Source organism: Xanthobacteraceae bacterium, assembly GCA_019454205.1.
Classification (GTDB): Bacteria; Pseudomonadota; Alphaproteobacteria; order Rhizobiales; family Xanthobacteraceae.
Window position 1 is genome coordinate 127,296 of the sequence record CP075369.1, and the last position, 19,147, is coordinate 146,442.

General features: G+C 62.6%; 17 protein-coding genes. 4 read left to right on the forward strand and 13 right to left on the reverse strand.

What is annotated here, in order from left to right:
* Positions 1-28: 28 nt before the first annotated feature.
* Positions 29-1,837 carry a translation elongation factor 4 gene (gene lepA / locus KF794_00575; protein QYK45249.1) on the reverse strand — a complete coding sequence of 603 codons (1,809 nt, stop codon included), beginning with the start codon at positions 1,835-1,837 and terminating at the stop codon, positions 29-31.
* Positions 1,838-2,008: 171 nt separating this feature from the next.
* On the opposite strand from lepA, the gene KF794_00580 reads away from it, so the two are divergent.
* The gene (locus KF794_00580) at positions 2,009-2,506 is read left to right on the forward strand and encodes an N-acetyltransferase (protein ID QYK45250.1); all 498 of its coding nucleotides are present in this window, start codon (positions 2,009-2,011) and stop codon (positions 2,504-2,506) included.
* Between the two features lie 103 nt (positions 2,507-2,609).
* Here KF794_00580 and KF794_00585 read toward each other — a convergent pair whose 3' ends face one another.
* Together KF794_00585 and ahcY are read right to left on the reverse strand one after the other, a co-directional pair.
* On the reverse strand, positions 2,610-3,410 hold the full coding sequence (locus tag KF794_00585; GenBank protein QYK45251.1) for a class II glutamine amidotransferase: 801 nt from the start codon (positions 3,408-3,410) through the stop codon (positions 2,610-2,612).
* A gap of 262 nt (positions 3,411-3,672) precedes the next feature.
* Positions 3,673-5,100, reverse strand: coding sequence for an adenosylhomocysteinase (gene ahcY / locus KF794_00590; GenBank protein ID QYK45252.1), 1,428 nt, complete (start codon positions 5,098-5,100; stop codon positions 3,673-3,675).
* Positions 5,101-5,284: 184 nt separating this feature from the next.
* Here ahcY and KF794_00595 point away from each other — a divergent pair, with 184 nt between their 5' ends.
* The gene (locus KF794_00595; protein QYK45253.1) at positions 5,285-6,484 is read left to right on the forward strand and encodes an MFS transporter; all 1,200 of its coding nucleotides are present in this window, start codon (positions 5,285-5,287) and stop codon (positions 6,482-6,484) included.
* Positions 6,485-6,487: 3 nt separating this feature from the next.
* Here the strand turns inward: KF794_00595 and KF794_00600 are convergent, their stop codons facing one another.
* Positions 6,488-7,207, reverse strand: a complete 720-nt coding sequence (locus KF794_00600; protein QYK45254.1) for a hypothetical protein — start codon at positions 7,205-7,207, stop codon at positions 6,488-6,490.
* Between the two features lie 99 nt (positions 7,208-7,306).
* Between KF794_00600 and KF794_00605 the strand changes: the two genes are divergently transcribed.
* Entirely contained in the window at positions 7,307-7,975 is a 669-nt protein-coding gene (locus KF794_00605; GenBank protein ID QYK45255.1) for a TetR/AcrR family transcriptional regulator, read from the forward strand.
* 29 nt (positions 7,976-8,004) lie between these two features.
* Here the strand turns inward: KF794_00605 and KF794_00610 are convergent, their stop codons facing one another.
* The 5 genes from KF794_00610 to KF794_00630 all read right to left on the reverse strand — a co-directional run bounded on the left by KF794_00610 (position 8,005) and on the right by KF794_00630 (position 11,812).
* Positions 8,005-8,301 carry an HPr family phosphocarrier protein gene (locus KF794_00610; protein ID QYK46529.1) on the reverse strand — a complete coding sequence of 99 codons (297 nt, stop codon included), beginning with the start codon at positions 8,299-8,301 and terminating at the stop codon, positions 8,005-8,007.
* A gap of 35 nt (positions 8,302-8,336) precedes the next feature.
* Complete coding sequence (locus tag KF794_00615; protein ID QYK45256.1) at positions 8,337-8,744, reverse strand: PTS sugar transporter subunit IIA; 408 nt, start codon at positions 8,742-8,744, stop codon at positions 8,337-8,339.
* Positions 8,745-8,841: 97 nt separating this feature from the next.
* The gene (locus tag KF794_00620; GenBank protein ID QYK45257.1) at positions 8,842-9,288 is read right to left on the reverse strand and encodes an HPr kinase/phosphatase C-terminal domain-containing protein; all 447 of its coding nucleotides are present in this window, start codon (positions 9,286-9,288) and stop codon (positions 8,842-8,844) included.
* 13 nt (positions 9,289-9,301) lie between these two features.
* A complete protein-coding gene (locus KF794_00625; GenBank protein ID QYK45258.1) occupies positions 9,302-11,077 on the reverse strand; it encodes a sensor histidine kinase in 1,776 nt (591 codons plus the stop codon).
* 33 nt (positions 11,078-11,110) lie between these two features.
* Positions 11,111-11,812, reverse strand: a complete 702-nt coding sequence (locus tag KF794_00630) for a response regulator transcription factor (GenBank protein QYK45259.1) — start codon at positions 11,810-11,812, stop codon at positions 11,111-11,113.
* 422 nt (positions 11,813-12,234) lie between these two features.
* Here KF794_00630 and KF794_00635 point away from each other — a divergent pair, with 422 nt between their 5' ends.
* Positions 12,235-13,857 carry a phosphoenolpyruvate carboxykinase gene (locus tag KF794_00635; GenBank protein QYK45260.1) on the forward strand — a complete coding sequence of 541 codons (1,623 nt, stop codon included), beginning with the start codon at positions 12,235-12,237 and terminating at the stop codon, positions 13,855-13,857.
* Positions 13,858-13,869: 12 nt separating this feature from the next.
* On the opposite strand, the gene KF794_00640 is transcribed toward KF794_00635, so the two are convergent.
* The 4 genes from KF794_00640 to polA all read right to left on the reverse strand — a co-directional run bounded on the left by KF794_00640 (position 13,870) and on the right by polA (position 19,116).
* On the reverse strand, positions 13,870-14,712 hold the full coding sequence (locus KF794_00640; protein QYK45261.1) for a DUF2865 domain-containing protein: 843 nt from the start codon (positions 14,710-14,712) through the stop codon (positions 13,870-13,872).
* A 124-nt stretch (positions 14,713-14,836) separates the two neighbouring features.
* Positions 14,837-15,424, reverse strand: a complete 588-nt coding sequence (locus KF794_00645; GenBank protein ID QYK45262.1) for an orotate phosphoribosyltransferase — start codon at positions 15,422-15,424, stop codon at positions 14,837-14,839.
* Between the two features lie 86 nt (positions 15,425-15,510).
* The gene (locus KF794_00650) at positions 15,511-16,140 is read right to left on the reverse strand and encodes a LysE family translocator (GenBank protein QYK45263.1); all 630 of its coding nucleotides are present in this window, start codon (positions 16,138-16,140) and stop codon (positions 15,511-15,513) included.
* An 18-nt stretch (positions 16,141-16,158) separates the two neighbouring features.
* Positions 16,159-19,116 (reverse strand): DNA polymerase I, encoded by a 2,958-nt coding sequence (gene polA, locus KF794_00655; GenBank protein QYK45264.1) that lies wholly within the window; start codon positions 19,114-19,116, stop codon positions 16,159-16,161.
* Positions 19,117-19,147: the final 31 nt, after the last annotated feature.

The following is a 19,147-nucleotide window of genomic DNA, read 5'->3' on the forward strand; positions in this document are numbered from 1 at the left end:
TGAAGTCCTGATAAGCCAGATTTCAACTCTACCCATCCACTTTCAGCGCCGCAATAAACGCCTCTTGCGGAATATCTACCTTCCCGTACTGGCGCATTTTCTTTTTGCCTTCCTTCTGCTTTTCCAGAAGTTTGCGCTTGCGGGTGGCGTCGCCGCCGTAGCACTTCGCCGTCACGTCCTTGCGGAGCGCTCGCACCGTTTCGCGCGCGATCACCTTGCCGCCAATCGCGGCCTGGATCGGCACCTGGAACATGTGCGGCGGGATCAGTTCTTTCAGCTTCTCGCACATGGCGCGGCCGCGCTGTTCGGCGCGGGTGCGATGCACCAGCATCGCGAGCGCATCGACCGGCTCGTTGTTGACGAGGATCGAAAGCCGCACGAGGTCGCCCGCGCGGCGGTCCTCGATCTTGTAGTCGAACGAGGCGTAGCCCTTCGAGATGGATTTCAGCCGGTCGTAGAAATCGAACACCACTTCGTTCAGCGGCAGTTCGTATTCCACCATCGCGCGCGCGCCGACATAGGACAGGTTCTTCTGGATGCCGCGCCGGTCCTGACAGAGCTTGATGACCGAGCCGAGATATTCGTCGGGAGTGAGAATCGTCGCCTTGATCCACGGTTCGTGGATTTCCTCGATCTTCACCACGTCCGGCATGTCCACCGGATTGTGCAGTTCCATCACGTCGCCGTTGGTCATGCGGATTTCGTAGATCACCGACGGCGCGGTCGCGATCAGTTCGAGGTCGAACTCGCGCGACAGGCGCTCCTGAATGATTTCGAGATGCAGGAGGCCGAGGAACCCGCAACGGAAACCGAAGCCGAGCGCGGCGGACGTTTCCATCTCGAACGAGAAACTCGCATCGTTCAGGCGCAGCTTCGACATTGCTGCGCGGAGATTCTCGAACTCCGCGGCATCGACCGGGAACAGGCCGCAGAACACCACCGGCTGCGCCGGGCGGAAACCCGCGAGCGGCGTATCGACCGGCTTGCGGTCGTCGGTGATGGTGTCGCCGACGCGCGTGTCCGCGACTTCTTTAATGGATGCCGTGAAGAAACCGATCTCGCCGGGGCCGAGTTCGTCCACCTCGACCTTCTTCGGATTGATGACGCCGACGCGGTCCAGATCGTAGGCCGCTTTCGCGCCCATCATGCGGATGCGCTGGTTCTTCTTCATGGTGCCGTCGATGATGCGCACCAGCACCACGACGCCGAGATAGGCGTCGTACCAGCTATCCACCAGCAGCGCTTTCAGCGGCGCGTTGCGGTCGCCCTTCGGCGCGGGAAGTTTTTCGACGATGGCTTCCAGCACGTCCGGCACGCCTTCGCCGGTCTTGGCGGAAATGCCGATCGCACCCGAAGCGTCGATGCCGATGACTTCCTCGATCTGCGCCTTCACCTTTTCCGGTTCGGCGGCGGGCAGGTCGATCTTGTTTAGGACCGGCACGATCTCGTGGTTGTTGTCGATGGCCTGATAGACGTTGGCGAGCGTCTGGGCTTCCACGCCCTGGCTTGCATCGACCACGAGCAGCGAGCCTTCGCAGGCGGCTAACGAGCGGTTCACTTCATAGGCGAAGTCGACATGGCCCGGCGTGTCGATGAGGTTCAGGACGTAGTTCTGGCCGTTCTTCGCCTTGTAGTTCAGGCGCACGGTCTGCGCCTTGATGGTGATGCCGCGCTCGCGCTCGATGTCCATGTTGTCGAGCACTTGTTCCTTGCCCGCCATCTCGCGCGCGTCCATCGCGCCGGTGAGCTGGATCAGCCGGTCGGCGAGGGTGGATTTCCCGTGGTCGATATGCGCGACGATGGAGAAATTGCGGATGTTTTCGATGGGTGTGGGCATGGCGCGCGGGTGTTAGCACCTGCTTATGGCCGCGCAAAGGGTCAAAACCGCCTCATCCTGAGGAGGCGCGGAACGCGTCGTCTCGAAGGATGGGGCTTGTTTTATTCATGGTTCGAGACGCGCAGCTTTGCGGCGCTCCTCACCATGAGGGTCTCAGGTTAAAATGACGCCATGAAATCACCCCCCAGGATTCGCCCGGCGCTGGAGACCGACCTGCCCGCGATTCTCGCGATCTATAACGACGCGGTCGAGAACACGACCGCGATCTGGAACGAGACCCCTGCCGACCTCGCGAATCGCAAGGCCTGGTTCGCCGAGCGGACGGGGAAGGGCTTCCCGGTGCTGGTCGCGGAACGCGAGAGCGTGATCGGCTACGGTTCGTTCGGGGATTTTCGCCCCTTCGAGGGCTATCGCGTCACCGTCGAGCACTCGGTCTATGTCGCGAAGGAAGCGCGTGGACACGGCGCGGGTGAGGCCTTGCTCGCGGCGCTGATCGCCGAAGCGCAGCGCATGGACAAGCACAACATGATCGGCGGCATCGACGCCTCGAACACACCGTCGCTCGCACTGCATGTGAAGTTCGGCTTCGAGGAAGTCGGCCGCATGCCCGGTGTCGGCGAGAAGTTCGGCCGCCCGCTCGATCTCGTGCTGATGCAGAAGGTGCTGTGACAGGCAATCCTCATGGTGAGGAGCGCCGAAGGCGCGTCTCGAACCATGAGGCCCATCCTTCGAGACGCGGTCCTGCGGACCGCTCCTCAGGATGAGGCAGCGCTCAGCCCACAGCTCTTAGCTGCGGCGGCTCCACCGCGAACGGCTGCAGCGTAAGCTTCTTGCCTTCGCTGGCGATGATCAGGTGGTTGGCCGGCACCGCTTTCCAGAACGTGCGGTCCATGTCGAGCGGTTCCGACACGATCAGCGCGGCATCGCCGATGTCGCGATAATAAAGCGAGGTCGCGGTGTCGTCGGATGCGTAGCGGAACGCGAACAGGTTTTTCCCGTCCGAGAGCGCCGCGGTGAAGCGTACCGGCTTTTGCGTGCCGCTTTTCTTCACGAAATCAGTGACGGTTGCGAGCGTGCGCGCAGTCGCGCCGACCGGATCGTTTTCAAGTCCGGCGGAGAGCATCGCGAGAAACACGGCTTCCGAGTCGGTGGTGCCGAAACGGCGCGAATAGAACCTGTCGTCGATCAGGCTTTCCACCTGACGGCGGATCAGCGGCCATTCGCCGATCTGGCCGTTATGCATGAACATCCACGGGCCATAGGAAAACGGATGGCAGTTCGGCCGCGTGGTCGCGGTGCCGGTCGAGGCGCGGATATGCGCGAAGAAAAGTTTGGAGCGGATGTGGCGGCAGAGATTGCGCACGTTGTCGTCCGACCATGCAGGACGGATTTCGCGGTAGATGCCCGGCTCGGATTCGCGGTGCGTATACCAGCCGAGGCCGAAGCCGTCGCCGTTGGTGGCGCCCTCGGATTCGAGCGCATGCAGGCTCTGGTGGATCAGCGAGTGGTCAGGCGCGGTGACATAGCGCTCCAGCGCGGTCTTTTCGCCCCGATAGGCAATCCAGCGGCACATTCTTTTAGCCCAACGCGCGAGCGCGCGATTTCGTTCAATGCCAGCCCCTGCGATTCTTATTATATCCCAAACCGGCGAAGTTGTGACGCGGGATGCCCGTAAAAACGAAATCGCCGGATGGTTTCCCGTCCGGCGATCACGAAAGTTAACGATTGGAGTCTGCCGCTATGGTTCGAGACGCGCGCAAAAGCGCGCTCCTCACCATGAGGCCTCATCCTGAGGAGCGCTCCGAAGGAGCGCGGTCTCGAAGGATGAGTGATACTCAGTAGCGGTAGTGGTCCGTCTTGTACGGGCCTTCCTGCTTCACACCGATGTAAGCCGCCTGATCCGGACGGAGCTGGGTCAGTTTCACGCCGATCTTCGCGAGGTGCAGGCGCGCGACCTTCTCGTCGAGCGACTTCGGCAGCACGTAGACTTCCTTCTTGTACTTGCCATCCTTGTTGTTCGCGTAAAGTTCGATCTGCGCGAGCGTCTGGTTCGTGAACGAAGCCGACATCACGAACGAGGGATGGCCCATCGCGTTGCCGAGGTTCACGAGGCGGCCTTCGGAAAGCAGGATGATGCGCTTGCCGGACGAGAACTCGATCTCGTCGACCTGCGGCTTGATGTTGGTCCACTTGAAGTTCTTGAGCTGCGCGACCTGAATTTCGTTATCGAAGTGGCCGATGTTGCAGACGATGGCGCGATCCTTCATCCCGCGCATGTGCTCGAGCGTGATGATGTCCTTGTTGCCGGTGGCGGTGACATAGATGTCCGCGCGCGGCAGTGCGTCCTCGATGGTGACGACTTCGTAGCCTTCCATCGCCGCCTGCAAGGCGCAGATCGGATCGATTTCGGAAACCAGCACGCGGCAGCCGGCCTGACGGAGCGAAGCTGCCGAACCCTTGCCGACGTCGCCGAAGCCCGCGACGAACGCGACCTTGCCCGACATCATGACGTCGGTGCCGCGGCGGATGCCGTCGACCAGCGATTCACGGCAGCCATAGAGGTTGTCGAACTTCGACTTCGTGACCGAGTCGTTGACGTTGATCGCGGGCCACAGCAGCGTGCCCGCCTTCTGCATGTCGTAGAGACGATGCACGCCGGTGGTGGTTTCTTCCGAGACGCCCTTGATGCTGTCGGCGATCGCCTTGAAGTAGCCTTTCGGCTTTTCCTTGAGCTGCTTTTTCAGCAGCGCGAAGAAAACTTCCTCTTCTTCCGAGCCGGGCTTGTCGAGGAACGCGGTGTCGCCGTTCTCCGCGCGCAGGCCGAGATGGACGTACATGGTGGCGTCGCCGCCGTCGTCGAGGATCATGTTGGGGTGACCGCCGCCGTGCCAGTCGAACAGCATCGCGGTGTAATCCCAATATTCTTTCAGCGTCTCGCCCTTCTTGGCGAACACCGGAATGCCGGCAGCGGCGATAGCGGCCGCCGCGTGGTCCTGCGTCGAATAGATGTTGCACGAAACCCAGCGGATGTCGGCGCCGAGCGCCTTCAGCGTCTCGATCAGGACGCCGGTCTGGATTGTCATGTGCAGCGAGCCGGCGATGCGCGCGCCCTTCAGCGGCTGCTTCGGACCGTATTCCTCGCGGGTAGCCATCAGGCCCGGCATTTCGGTTTCGGCCAGCGAAAGTTCTTTGCGGCCGAATTCGGCGAGGCCGATATCGGCGACGATGTAATCATTGGCGACGGCCTTCAACGCAGCGGTCATGGCGATCCTTCGAGTGCGACGATGTGAAAAATTGGATTGGCGCGGACGGGTCCGCGAAGTCGGCGAGGCTATAGCAGCCCCGCGTAGGCAGGGCAACAGCGATATAAAGATTTCTTTATGTCGCCTTTGAGGCCCCGGATAGAGCTATAAGCGCGGACCTCTCGCCCCGTATCGCGGTCAGTCCTTGTCTCCTCTCCCCGAAAAGCACGCCGGCCGCATTGCCCTCGCGGTGGTCATCCTCCTGATCTCGCTGAACCTGCGGCCGTCGATCACGGCGGTCGGGCCGCTGATCGAATACGTGCGCCACGACCTGAAGCTCTCCGGCGCGCTCGCGGGATTGCTGACCACGATGCCGCTGCTCGCCTTCGCGTTCGTGTCGCCGTGGGCGCCCGCGATCGGCCGCAGGCTCGGCATGGAGCGCGCGATCTTCCTCGCGCTGCTCCTGCTCTCCGCCGGAATATTGCTGCGCTCAGCGCCGCCGGTATTCGCGCTCTATGCGGGCGCGGCACTGCTTGCGGGGGCCATCGCCATCGGCAACGTGCTGGTGCCCGCGCTGATCAAGCGCGACTTCCCCGACAAGATCGGTGTGATGACCAGCGTGTTCGCGACTTCGATGGCGGTGTCGGGTTCGCTCTCCGCCGGAATTGCCGTGCCGATCGCGGACACGATTTACGGCGGATGGCGCGGCTCGATGGCGGTTTGGTTCGCGCCCGCGATTCTGACGGCGCTGTTCCTGTTGCCGCGTCTGCGCCGCGCGCCGCCGTCTCCCGCAACGGCGGAAGCGCAGGTGAAGCATAATGTCTGGCGCTCGAAGCTGGCCTGGCAGGTGACGGCTTTCATGGGCCTGCAATCCATGAGCTTCTACGTGATGCTGACCTGGCTGCCGTCGATCTTGCAGGGGCAGGGCATGAGCGCGGCCAACGCGGGCTGGATGCTCGCGATCTTCACCGCGCTCGGCATCGCGGTCGGCTTCGTATTGCCGCCGCTGATGGCGCGGCTGAACGATCAGCGCATGCTGGCGGCGGGCGCGAGTGTGCTGATGATGAGCGGCTACGCCGGAATGATTTTCTTCCCGGCGCTGACCTTGCTCTGGGCGCTGATCGTCGGTGTCGCGGTGGGAACGAGTTTCCTTCTCGCGCTTTCCTTCTTCTCGCTGCGCGCGGCGAATGCGCAGCAGGCGGCCGCACTTTCGGGCATGGCGCAGTCGGTCGGCTATTCGGTTGCGGCGGCGGGGCCGGTCGTGTTCGGCGCGCTGCATGACCTGACGCAGGGCTGGCGCGTTCCGCTCGCGATGGTGGTGGTCACGTCTGCGGTGCAGACGTTCCTCGCGTGGCGCGCGGGCCGCAAGGCGCATGTCGGGGATTCGTCCGACACGCGCCTCTGACGATCACGCGCTACGCCCGGTTTCCTGTCGGTAGAGTTGCGGAAGGAAGTTCTCGAACATGCCGACTTCTTCGATGTTATGGCGCAGCCACGCGACGCCCTGCGCGCGCGTGAACGCGAAGCGATGCACCAGCGGGCGAACCAGCGGATACCAGCCCGCAGTGCTGCCGATGATGAGGCAGTTCTCATAGCGCGTGCCACCCGGCGCGGATTCGAAGGTGTATTCCATGCGCGCGAAGCCGGTGCGCCCATGCAGTTCGGGGTTATGGATGTAGCCGCCTTCGTCGAGGCGCTCGATATGCGTGGTCGTATTGACGACGAACTTCGGATTGCGGCCGAGCACTTCGATCAGCCGGATTTGCGCGCCTGCGCCCACCGTGCCGTCCGGCAGACGTTTGGCGTAGCTGGCATGCACATGGTCGCCCGGATGCCAGAACCGGTAGCGGTTATAGCGCCGCCCGCCGAACTCGATTTCGCCTTCGAGATTGCGGAACCACCAGTCCAGCATGCGGGGCGTCACGCCGCGCACGATGTCGTGCCTGATCCAGTATTTGGTGCGGCCGTCGGCCATGATCTCGACGCCGGTATCGGCGGAGGAAACGGGTTTCAGCGGAAATGGCAGGCGCAACGGTGTCGGCAGCCCGCAATAGCGCGGCGGATAGGTCGTGGTCAGGTCTTCGGCCTCGATTGCCGCGAACGGGTAGGCGGCTTTGACGGCGGTCATGTGCGTCTCCATTAGAATAGCGTTCGCTATACTTATCGGTGCGGCTATACATCTGCCTGTCTGTATTGTAAAGCGGTCGCTATACGAAAGGGTGAGGCCATGCCGGAAGCGGGAAAACCCAAAAAGCCGTATGCAACCGCGAAGCCGGGCCGGAAGCCCTCGCCGGAGAAACGCGCCGCGATCGTGCATGCGGCGCGCCGCCTGATCGCCCGGCATGGAGCCGATAGCGCCACCACGCGCGAGATCGCGGCACTCGCGGACACCACCGAGCGCACCCTGTTCAAGCATTTCGGCAGCAAGGATGCGCTGATCCAGGAAGTGATCGAGCAGGTCTCGCTGTCGTTCATGCGCGACACCGCTTTCCGGCGGGTCGCCGACAGCAAGCCATTTTCGGCTGCCGAGTTTGCCGCGTGGCATCGCGACTTTCTGCTCGAACGCATCACGGCCGCGGAAGCGTCGCGTGAAAGCTATAAAATCCTGTTCGGCGAATTGCTGCGCGATAACGCCTTCCGCAAGCGCTACGGCGCGAAATGGATGGAGCAGGTATTCGTGCCGCTATCGGCGCACCTGCATAAAATGCAGCGTTCCGGCGAGATCGGTAAGACGCAAAGCCCGCGCGCACTGGCAGGCGCGTTCTTCAGTCTCAATCTTGGCTATCTGGTTTCGCGCTATGCGCTGGCGCCGGAAGCCGGATGGAACGGCAAGATCGACGCCGCAACCATTGCTTCGCTTTTCATGGCGGCGTGCGGAACCAAGTTGCAGAATTGACGTGCGGGTTGGCGCTTGCGTGCCTGCCGCTACTCTTCCTCGCCGAACTTCGTGGCGAGCAGGTTTTCCAGCGCGTCGACGACTTCCTTCGCCTGCGCGCCGGTCGCGGCGACGCGGATGGTGGTGCCGGGGCTGGCGGCCAGCATCATCAGGCCCATGATCGAGTCGCCGTTCACCGTCTCGCCGCAGCGCGTGACCTGCACCTTGGCGTCGAACTTCTCGACCAGTTGCACGAACTTCGCCGAAGCGCGCGCGTGCAGGCCGCGCTTGTTGATGACCGGAAATTCGCGCGCGATTGCGCCGGCAGGGATCGGACCGTTCGGCATGCATTCGTCTTCGGGGATGCCTGTGTCCGCCACGGTCATTTGCCTGTTCCCGCGAGCACGCGGCTCGCGATGTTGATGTATTTGCGGCCGGCGTCCTGCGCGTGGGCGACCGCCTGCGCGAGCGGAACGTCGTCGCGAATCTTCGCGAGCTTGACGAGCATCGGCAGGTTGATGCCGGCGACGACTTCCACGTTTGGCGTATTCATCACCGAGATCGCCAGGTTGGAAGGCGTGCCGCCGAACATGTCGGTTAGGATCACGACGCCGCCGCCGCTATCCACCTTGCGGACGGCATCCACGATTTGCTGGCGGCAGCCGTCGATATCGTCGTCCGGGCCGATCGAGATGCTCTCGATCTGCTTCTGCGGGCCGACGACATGCTCCAGCGCTGCGCGGAATTCCGCGGCAAGCCGGCCATGAGTGACAAGGACGAGACCGATCATCAGGCTCCGCCGGGTGGGTTACGCATCCCGGCTCCTCCGCGTACCACGCGGGACGCGCATATTCCTTAGGTGCACTGCGGAATGCAAGCGGGAGCGTTCAACCCGCCTGTTCCAGCGCGTTCATTAGTATCGGAAGGGGGTCGGCGCCCGCCGGAATGGCACGGCGCGGCAATCTGACACCCAGAATCTCGACCGTTGCCATTTCTGGTTCAGGCATGCGGTCTGCGTCCTCGACGCCCAGGTCGATCACAAGGCCGACTACGCCGAACGGCTCATGCTCGACCTGCTCGATCCCCTTGCCGCGCAATTCGATCTTGCCTGCGAGGCTGGCCGGCGCCGCCGCGATCAGTTTTCCGTGCATGGCGGTCAGTTGCACGCGGTCGTCGGCGATCAGTTTCGCGAACAGAAGCCGCCCGTCCTTTGCCGCCTGCAGTAGCGACCATGCGAGTTTTGATTTCCCCGCGCCGGACGGTCCGCGAACGAGTATTGCGCGCGGCCCGGCGAGGATCGCCGTTGCATGTACGCTTTTGCTTCCTGCAATCATGATGTCGCAAGCATCATGCCGACGCGGGCAGGCGAATTACGAAGCGCGCGCCTGCAATGTGCGGCGCTTCGCCGGGCCTCGCAGGAGGCGCAAGCCGGTTCTCCGCCCAGATGCGCCCGCCATGCGCCTCGACGATCTGGCGCGAGATGGAGAGACCGAGGCCGGAGTTCTTGCCGAAGCTGTGTTCGGGACGGTCGGTATAGAAGCGCTCGAAGATGCGCGTGAGTGCGTCGGGCCGGATGCCGGGGCCTTCGTCCTCGACCGTGATTTCGACTTCGCCTTTCAGCGCGCGCGCGGTGATTTTCACCGTGCCGTTCTGCGGCGAAAACGAGCGCGCGTTCTCGACGAGGTTGGTGATGACCTGGCCGAGCCGCGAGTCGTTGCCGGGGATGGTCAACTTTTCGGCGGAGATATTTTCCGGCTCGAAGGCGAGCGCGACGGTCACGCCGTCGTCGCGCGGCACTTCGTTGGTGAGCGTTGTGATCGCGGTCAGCATCTTGCGGACATCCACCGGCATCGCTTCGTGGCGTTGCAGGTCGGCGTCGAGCCGCGAAGCGTCGGAAATATCGCTGATCAGCCGGTCGAGCCGCTTGATGTCGTGCTGGATGACGGCCAGCAGCCGCTGGCGCGATTCTTCGTTCTTTGCGAGCGGCAGCGTTTCGATGGCGGAGCGCAGCGAGGTGAGCGGGTTCTTGAGTTCGTGCGCGACGTCGGCTGCAAAGCTCTCGATTGCCTCGATGCGATTATAGAGAGAGTCCGTCATGTCGCGCAGCGCGCCGGACAGATGGCCGATTTCGTCGGCGCGTCCCCCCATGTCGGGAATTTCGACGCGCGAGCGGGTGCGCCGGCGCACGCGCTCGGCCGCTTCCGCGAGCCGCCGCATCGGGCCAGCGATGGTGCCGGCGAGCAGGAAGGAGAGCACGATCATGACCGCGGCCGCGATCAGGAACACGCGCACGATGACGAGGCGTTCGGCTTCCACCGCGCTGTCGATTTCGCCGCTCTGCGTGTAGAGCATCAGCACGCCGAGCACGTTTCTGAATCGCTGCACGGGGATCGCGACCGACACGATCACTTCGCCGCGCTGGTTGACGCGCACCGCGCTCTCGCCGGTGAAACCGTTCAGTGCCCGCGCTACTTCCGGATATTCCTTGCCGTTCGCGGCGCCGATGTCCTTGTAGAGCGGCAGGCCGCCGGAGCGGAACCACAGGCGCGCGCGCCGCCATGCGCGGCGGATTGCGTTCACGCGCGGCTGCTCCTGTGCCGCGGGCAAGTCGAAGCGCAGGATCTCGCCGGAGATATTGAGGTTACGCGAGTCGAGCAGCAGCGAACCGTCGCGGTCGTACAGCCGCGCATGGGTGTTGATCGGCGAGATCAGGCGGCGGAGCAGGTGCGAGATGCGCTCCGGGTTCAGCGGGAATTCGAGCGCGTTCGGATCGTCGGCTGGGCCGTAGGTTTCGCCCGCCTGCAATTCGAGCAGACGCTCTGGGTCGATCGGCGCGGTATTGATCTCGGCGGGCGCGGTACTCGCAATCGAGATCGCGATGATTTCGCCCTGCGCGAGCAGGCTGTTGATGCGCGCATCGACGAGGCCCGCGCGGTATTCCGAGAGATAGAGAATCCCTGCGACCAGTGTCGCCAGCCCGGCGAGATTGAGCAGTACGATGCGCCGCCGCAGGCTGGAGAAGCCCTGATAATTCAGAAAGCGGCGAATGCGGTTGAAGAAACCGGCGCGCTTCGCCGGTTTTTCTTCCGGCATGGAGACGGGCTGCTCGACGTTCGCCTTCATGGGTCGGACCGGCGCGGCGAGGGCCGCGCGTTGTTACGCTTCCTTGAAGCGGTAGCCGACGCCGTACAACGTTTCGATCATCTCGAAATCGTCGTCCACCGCCTTGAACTTCTTGCGTAGCCGCTTGATGTGACTGTCGATGGTGCGGTCGTCAACATAGACCTGATCGTCGTAGGCCGCATCCATCAGCGCGTTGCGGCTTTTGACGACGCCGGGGCGTTGCGCAAGCGCTTGCAGGATCAGGAATTCGGTGACGGTCAGCGTGACGGGATCGCCCTTCCAGGTGCAGGTATGGCGCTCGGGATCCATCTTGAGCTGGCCGCGCTCGAGTACCTTGGCGGAATCCACTTCCTTCTGCGGCATCTGGTCTTTCGGGATGAAGCGGCGAAGCACCGCCTTCACGCGCTCGACCAGCAGGCGCTGCGAGAAAGGTTTGCGGATGAAATCGTCCGCGCCCATTTTCAGGCCGAACAATTCGTCGATCTCCTCGTCCTTCGAGGTGAGGAAGATCACCGGCAGGTCGGACTTCTGGCGGAGACGGCGCAGCAGCTCCATGCCATCCATGCGCGGCATTTTGATATCGAGGATCGCGAGATCCGGCGGGCTGGATTTGAAGCCTTCGATCGCCGACGCGCCGTCGGTGAAGGTGAGAATCCGGTAGCCTTCGGCTTCGAGCGCGATCGAAACGGAAGTCAGGATGTTACGGTCATCGTCAACGAGTGCGATGGTCGGCATGCGATCTCCTGTCCGGACCCACGTCCCGGAATCGGTAGAAAAATCAACGACGCGCCGGTCAAACAATTATGGCAAGGCCGAAATGTGACGACGCAACCGCAGCCCCGGTCACAACCTAGCGGTTTACCGACCTGTCTGTAACCCCTGCGGATTCTTACATTTTGGTCAGATTGGAGGGTTTTGGCAGCGCTGTCAGCGCTAATGCGGCCTGGCGTTTACCTTTGTAACGGTTCGTGCCGTCATTTGATGCGCAACCCGGTGTCATACGTACTTCACAAGGGGGGAGGTGGTCACTATGGTGCCGCCGCTTTCCGCAGGACGGACGCGGGGACCGGCCTTTTGGCCCGTTAGCGCCCCTGTTGAAGGAAAGTTGTTGCGATATCCGGCAGTTCGCGGAACGGACGCCGGTCGGGAGGAAGTCAGTGCAAGAAACGGGCATCCGGAACGGCGCTTTCGGCGCCGATAAATTCGGCTTTTCGGGTTTGAAACAGGTGAACTGGAATCTCCAGACACCGGCGCTTTACGAACACGCGCTGAAGCGTGGCGAAGCGGAGATCATGGACGGCGGCGCGCTGTGCGCGGAAACCGGTCATCACACCGGCCGCTCGCCGAAAGACAAACATACGGTCGTCGACGAACTCACCGAAAAAACCGTCTGGTGGGACAACAATAGGAAAGTCTCGAAAGAGCACTTCGACAACCTCCTCAACGACTTCATCGAACACGCCAAAGGTAAGGAACTCTTCGCGCAGGATCTCTACGGCGGCGCTCATCCGCAGTACCGCATCAAGACCCGCGTCTATACCGAGCTTGCCTGGCACTCTCATTTCATTCGCACGCTGCTGATCCGGCCCGAAATCGCCGAACTCGAAAGCTTCGTGCCCGAACTCACCATTCTCGATTTCCCCTCGTTCAAGCCCGACGCGAAGCGCCATGGCGGCCGCGAAGGCTCCGACACGATGGTCGCGATCGACTTCACCCGTAAAATCGTCCTGATCTGCGGTTCGTCCTACGCGGGCGAAATGAAGAAGTCGGTGTTCACGACGCTGAACTTCTACCTGCCGCGGCAGGGCGTGATGCCGATGCACTGCTCGGCCAACGTCTCGAACGACGGCAAGGAAAGCGCGCTGTTCTTCGGTCTCTCCGGCACCGGCAAGACCACGCTCTCGGCCGACCCGAACCGCACGCTGATCGGCGACGACGAAACCGGTTGGGGTCCGGACGGCATCTTCAATTTCGAAGGCGGCTGCTACGCGAAGTGCGTGAACCTCAGCCACGAAAACGAGCCGATGATCTGGGACGCGACCAACCGCTTCGGCGCGATCCTCGAAAACGTCGGTTACGACCCGTTCACGCGCGTTCCCGACTACACCGACATTTCCAAGACCGAGAACACCCGCTCGGCCTATCCGCTCGACTTCATCGCGAATGCGTCGCGCACCGGCCGTGCCGCGCATCCGAAGAACATCATCATGTTGACGGCGGACGCCTATGGCGTGATGCCGCCGATCGCCAAGCTCTCGTCCGAGCAGGCGATGTATCACTTCCTTTCCGGGTACACCGCGAAGGTTGCAGGCACCGAGAAGGGCCTCACCGGCGTCGAGCCGGAGTTCTCGACCTGCTTCGGCTCGCCGTTCCTGCCGCTGCATCCGTCGGAATATGCCAAGCTGCTCAAGGAATACATCGCCAAGCACAACGTCGATTGCTGGCTGGTGAACTCCGGTTGGACCGGCGGCAAGTACGGCGTCGGCCGCCGCATGCCGATCAAGGCGACCCGTGCGCTGGTCACTGCCGCGCTGAACGGCTCTCTGAAGAACGCGGACTTCCACACCGATCCGTATTTCGGCTTCTCCGTGCCGAACTCGGTGCCGGGCGTCGAGCCGCATCTGCTCTATCCGTCGAAGACCTGGGCTAACAAGGCCGAGTTCGACGAGACCGCGCGCAGCCTCGTCGGCATGTTCCAGAAGAACTTCCAGAAATTCGAGGCGCATGTGGACGCGAACGTGCGCGAGGCAGCGCCTGCCGTCCGCCTCGCGGCGGAATAAGCGAAACAGCGATTAGCGCTGCTTGACTTGCGGCTGCGGGTTGGTCCCCGCAGTCGGCACGTTCTTTTGTTGCTGTTCGGGCGCCACGATCTTTTCCAGCGCTTCCGGCGAAGTGGGCCGCGCGATGATCGTCATCGTGCGCGGCGCGTGCGGATTGTTTTGCAGAATGCGGATCGCGGCGAGTTGCTTGACCAGCGCCGGAGAAAGTCCGCGTGCCTGCCGGAACGGCGTGAAGTGCACTTCCTTGTTCCTGGAAATATCGCCCTGATAGACCGCGATGCCCTGCGGGCGGACCACGATGTCGCCCGGACGCAAGGTCGGGTCGTTCTCAAGGTCGACCGACACCACCCCGAACGGATCGCGCCCGTTGCAGGTGCAGCCCGGTACGATGCGCGTGCGATACGCCAGCGCATTCGGCAACGACATATATTTCTGGCCATCGGTGGCGACGGCGTTCTCGATTCCCGCGCCTGAGAAAATCTTGGTCGCCGCGGCGGGACACATGGCGTTGCAGATCTGGGAATACTGCACGTCGTTCCGCTGTCCGCGATTCACGGGGAAGAATTTCCCGTCGCAGGTGCGCACGCAATAATTGCCGAACGTGGATTTGTTCTTTTCCTCGTCCTCGCGATCGGCGTCGCGATTGCGGAACAGGCCGAAGAAATCGGAAAACGGGTTGCTGTAGCGCTCCTGCCGCGCGAACGGCGGTGGCGGCGCGTCCCGCGGGCCGCCGCGGATTGTGTAGAAGGTCTGGCCGGAAGCGGTTTCGGGGAGGGCGATTGCGCCCGGCGCCAGCGCGAACGCAACGAGCAGGGCCGCTCGCGTCCACGAATACGCCAATCTACCGATTGCCACTGCCTGCTCCCTGCACGGCTGCTCGCCGGTTCTTATAAAACGCGGCGCAGCCTGATTTATAACACCGGTGCAACGTTTTGGTTGCACCGCCTATAAAACGCAGCTTCGTTCTTTTGGCTAGGCTTTAGCGGTTCAAGAATTCGTTTGCGGTAAATAGTGCGCGAAACGGCAGTTTTGCCCCCTGAAACGTCTCGGTTGCACCCTCCTGCCGGTCCACGATGGAGAGCACGAGGGTCACCGTGGCTCCGGAATCCACGGCGGCCTGGGCGGCTTTCAGGGCGGATTCGCCGGTCGTGGTTACGTCTTCGATAATGGCCACGCGCTTGCCGGCGAGGCTTTCGCCCTTCACCAGCCCCTCGACCAGCAATTTTGCGCCGTGTTCCTTCGGCTTCTTGCGGACGAAGAAATTCGGGAGCGGCTTGCCGGAAATCCAGCTTAATGCCGCGACCGCGCCGGAGATCGGCACCGCGCCCATTTCCAGTCCGCCGATCGCGTCGATCTTCTCGGCGGCCAGCGCGTCGAGCGCGAGTTGCGCGAGCAGCGCCGCGCCTTCGGGGTCGAGCATGGTCGGCTTCATGTTGAAATAGAAGTCACTCTTGCGGCCGGAAGCGAGGGTGATCTCGCCGCGCCCGAAAGAGCGCGCGGTGATGATCTCCTGCAGCCGCGCGCGGGCGGTTTTGGAATCGGGAAGCGTAATGGCGGGCTGTTGCATCGGGAATTGCTATCACCAGCGGCGGGCAGCGCCAACGCCGGACCTGCTTTCATCAACAAGGCTGCGAAGCGTGGAGTACCGAAAGCCTAGCGCTTTGTCGTGAGCAGGAACCAGATCGCAACCCCGACCAGAATCAACGCCAGTCCGCGGCGCACCGGCACGCGCCAGCGCGGGTCGTCGAGAAATCTGTAAAGCCGTCCCGCGAGCAGGACGACGGCGATGTGCGTGAACGTCGCGACCGAAACGAAGACCGCGGACAGCAGTGCCGTCTGCACGAAGACGGACGCGGCGCCCGGCACGATGAAGCCGGGCAGCACGCTGACGTAGAAGATCGCGGCCTTTGGGTTAAGCAGGTTGGTGATCAGCCCGCGCCGGAAAGACTCGTGCATCCGTTCGTCGCGCTCCGCTTTCGTGTCGCCGTCCGGCTCGTCGTGCCAGCTCTCCCATGCGAGCCAGAGGAAATAGAATACGCCCGCCCAGCGCAGCACCTGATACAGCAGCGGAGATTCGTTGATCAGCGTGGCAACACCGAGCGCAGCGGCAATGCCGTAGATCGAAAGCCCCAGCGCAATGCCCGCGACCGCAGCGAAACCCGCCCGCATGCCGTGGTTCAGCGTAAGTGCCGCGAGGTAGGTCTGGTTCGGTCCCGGAATCAGCTCGATGATGAGCGACGCGAGTGCGAACGCCCAGAGGGAAGATAGCAGCGCTTCGTTCATAACAACGCTATAGCAAGTCTAGTGCGCTTCTTCCCAGTTGCTTGCCGCGCGCGCGTCCACCAACAGCGGAATCGACAGCGCGACCGCCGGCAGCGGCGCTTCTTCCATGATCTTGGTCACGACCGGCAGCGTCTTCTTCACGTCCTTCTCGGCGACCTCGAAGATCAGTTCGTCGTGGACCTGCAAGAGCATCTTCGCATCGACTTTGGCGCGCGATAGCGCGCCGTCCATGCGCACCATCGCGCGGCGGATGATGTCGGCGGCAGTGCCTTGCAGCCGCGCGTTGATCGCCGCGCGCTCGTTGAAGCCGCGCACCGAAGGGTTCTGATCCTTGATGCCCGGATAGTGGACCTTTCGCCCGAACAGCGTCGTCACATAGCCGTTCTCGCGCGCGAATTTCTTGGTCTCTTCCATGTAGTCCTGGATGCCGGGGAAGCGCTCGAAATATTTCTTGATGTAGGCGCCCGCTTCCTCGCGGCCGATGCCGAGCTGGTTCGCAAGCCCGAACGCGGAAATGCCGTAGATGATGCCGAAGTTGATCGCTTTCGCGCGGCGGCGCACTTCGCCGGGCATGTCCTTCACCGGCACGCCGAACATTTCGGACGCGGTCATGGCGTGAATGTCGAGGCCGTCCCGGAACGCTTTCTTCAGTTGCGGTACGTCGCCGATTTCCGCGAGCAGGCGCAGCTCGATCTGCGAGTAGTCGGCGGAGACGAGCTGGTTTCCTTTCTCCGCGACGAAGGCCTTGCGGATCTTGCGCCCTTCCTCGGTGCGCACGGGAATATTTTGCAGGTTCGGATCGGAGGAGGCGAGGCGGCCGGTCGGCGTCGCCGCGAGCGCATAAGAGGTATGAACGCGCCGCGTTTCCGGGTTCACGAATTCCGGCAGCGCATCGGTGTAGGTCGATTTCAGCTTGGAAAGCTGCCGCCATTCGAGAATCTTCTTCGGCAGTTCGTGGCCTTCTTCCGCAAGGTCTTCGAGCACCTTCGCGCTGGTGGACCACGCGCCGGTCGCGGTCTTGGTGCCGCCGGGAAGTTTCATCTTGCCGAACAGGATGTCGCCGAGTTGCTTCGGGCTGCCGGGGTTGAATTCCTCGCCCGCGATTTTCGAGATTTCGTTCTCCAGCCGCGCGGTCGCCTGCGCGAAATCGCCGGAAAGGCGCGAGAGCAACTGCCGGTCGATGGCGATGCCGCGCTTCTCCATGTCGGCCAGCACCTGCACCAGCGGGCGCTCCAGCGTCTCGTAGACGTTGGTCATGCTTTCCGCGGTGAGCCGCGCTTTCAGGTAAAGCCATAGCCGCAGCGTCACGTCGGCGTCCTCTGCCGCATAGGCGGTGGCCTTGTCGATGGGGACGCGGTTGAAGCTGATCGCGCTTTTGCCCTTGCCCGCGACTTCTTCGAACGCGATCGGCTTGTGGCCGAGAAATTTGAGCGAGAGATTGTCCATGCCGTGCCCGCCGCCGGAGCGGCCGGCATCCAGCGCGTAGGAGATCAGCATCGTATCGTCGTACGGCGTAATGCGGATGTTCTGCCGCGACAGCACCAGCGAGTCGTACTTCAGGTTCTGTCCAATCTTGAGGACGGTCTTGTCCTCCAGCAGCTTCTTCAGCTTTGCGCAGGTTTCCGCGAGTGGAAGCTGGCCTGGCAGCAATCCGTCGTCGAACAGGCCTTCGCCTCCGCCGCTATGGCCGAGCGGAATGTAGCAGGCCTCGCCCGGCGTGACGGAAAGCGACACGCCGCAAAGGTCGGCCTGCATCGCATCGAGCGAGGTGGTCTCGGTATCCACCGCGACATAACCCGCCTCGTAGGCGCGCGCGATCCAGGTATCGAGTTGCGCGGACGTGGTGACGGTTTCGTATTTCTTGTGGTCGAACGGGATTTTTCTCAGCGCAGCTTCGCGCTGTGCGAACAGCGCGCGCGGCGTGAGTTCGCCGCTTTGCGCTGCTGTTTTCTTGCCGCCGGAAGGGGCCGCTTCTTTTTGCGCGTTTGTGCTCGTTGCAATAGCGGCGCCTGCCGAAAGTTTAGGATCGGCTTCCACCGTATTGGGGTCGATGCCAGCGGCTTTCGCGACACTCTCCGTCAGCCTAGTGAATTCCATCGCCTTGAGAAACGCGACGACCTTCGCCGGGTCGCCGCCATCGAAGCCAAGCTGTTCGAGCGGAATTTTCAACGGCGCGTGGTCGTCGAGCAGCACCAGCTTCTTGGAGATACGCGCAAGCTCTGCGTTGTCGATCAGGGTCTGGCGGCGCTTGTCCTGTTTGATCTTCTCGGCGTTCTTCAAAAGCGTTTCGAGATCGCCGTATTCCTGGATGAGAAGCGCCGCGGTCTTGATGCCGATGCCCGGCACGCCCGGCACGTTGTCGGTCGCGTCGCCGCAGAGCGCCTGCACGTCCGGTACGCGCGCCGGCTCGACGCCGAATTTCTCCTCGACTTCCTTCTCGCCGATCTTGCGCTCGTTGCCCGGCATCGGGTCGTACATGGTGACGCCCTTGCGGACGAGCTGCATCAAATCCTTGTCGCCCGCGATGATGAGGACTTCCGCGCCTTTCTCGCGCGCCTCGCGCGAATAGGCGGCGATCAGGTCGTCTGCCTCGTATCCCTTTTCCTCGATGGGCTTGAGGCCGAAAGCTTTCACCGCGTCGCGCATCAGCGGAAATTGCGGGATCAGGTCTTCCGGCGGGTCTTCGCGGTTCGCTTTATATTCGGGGTAGATTTCGTTGCGGAAACCTTCGCCCGAAGCATCGAACACGCAGCCGACATGCGTCGGCTTCTTGCCGTCGATGCCCTCGCGCATCAGCTTCCACATCATCGACGAGAACGTCATGATCGCGCCGACCGGCAATCCGTCCGAGCGCGTGAACGCTTTGCCGCGCGACTGCGCAGCCTTGAACATCGCAAAATAGGCGCGGAAGATGAAAGACGAACCGTCGATCAGAAAAACGCGGTCGCCCTTCTTGAGAGGACGGATTTCGGACATGGAACCTCGCGAGAGCGGCCACGATGCCGAA

Coding starts and splice junctions, on each gene's coding strand:
- lepA (QYK45249.1), bottom strand. CDS start 1,837: ATGCCCACACCCATCGAAAACATCCGCAATTTCTCCATCGTCGCGCAT.
- KF794_00580 (QYK45250.1), top strand. CDS start 2,009: ATGAAATCACCCCCCAGGATTCGCCCGGCGCTGGAGACCGACCTGCCC.
- KF794_00585 (QYK45251.1), bottom strand. CDS start 3,410: ATGTGCCGCTGGATTGCCTATCGGGGCGAAAAGACCGCGCTGGAGCGC.
- ahcY (QYK45252.1), bottom strand. CDS start 5,100: ATGACCGCTGCGTTGAAGGCCGTCGCCAATGATTACATCGTCGCCGAT.
- KF794_00600 (QYK45254.1), bottom strand. CDS start 7,207: ATGACCGCCGTCAAAGCCGCCTACCCGTTCGCGGCAATCGAGGCCGAA.
- KF794_00605 (QYK45255.1), top strand. CDS start 7,307: ATGCCGGAAGCGGGAAAACCCAAAAAGCCGTATGCAACCGCGAAGCCG.
- KF794_00610 (QYK46529.1), bottom strand. CDS start 8,301: ATGCCGAACGGTCCGATCCCTGCCGGCGCAATCGCGCGCGAATTTCCG.
- KF794_00615 (QYK45256.1), bottom strand. CDS start 8,744: ATGATCGGTCTCGTCCTTGTCACTCATGGCCGGCTTGCCGCGGAATTC.
- KF794_00620 (QYK45257.1), bottom strand. CDS start 9,288: ATGATTGCAGGAAGCAAAAGCGTACATGCAACGGCGATCCTCGCCGGG.
- KF794_00625 (QYK45258.1), bottom strand. CDS start 11,077: ATGAAGGCGAACGTCGAGCAGCCCGTCTCCATGCCGGAAGAAAAACCG.
- KF794_00630 (QYK45259.1), bottom strand. CDS start 11,812: ATGCCGACCATCGCACTCGTTGACGATGACCGTAACATCCTGACTTCC.
- KF794_00645 (QYK45262.1), bottom strand. CDS start 15,424: ATGCAACAGCCCGCCATTACGCTTCCCGATTCCAAAACCGCCCGCGCG.
- KF794_00650 (QYK45263.1), bottom strand. CDS start 16,140: ATGAACGAAGCGCTGCTATCTTCCCTCTGGGCGTTCGCACTCGCGTCG.
- polA (QYK45264.1), bottom strand. CDS start 19,116: ATGTCCGAAATCCGTCCTCTCAAGAAGGGCGACCGCGTTTTTCTGATC.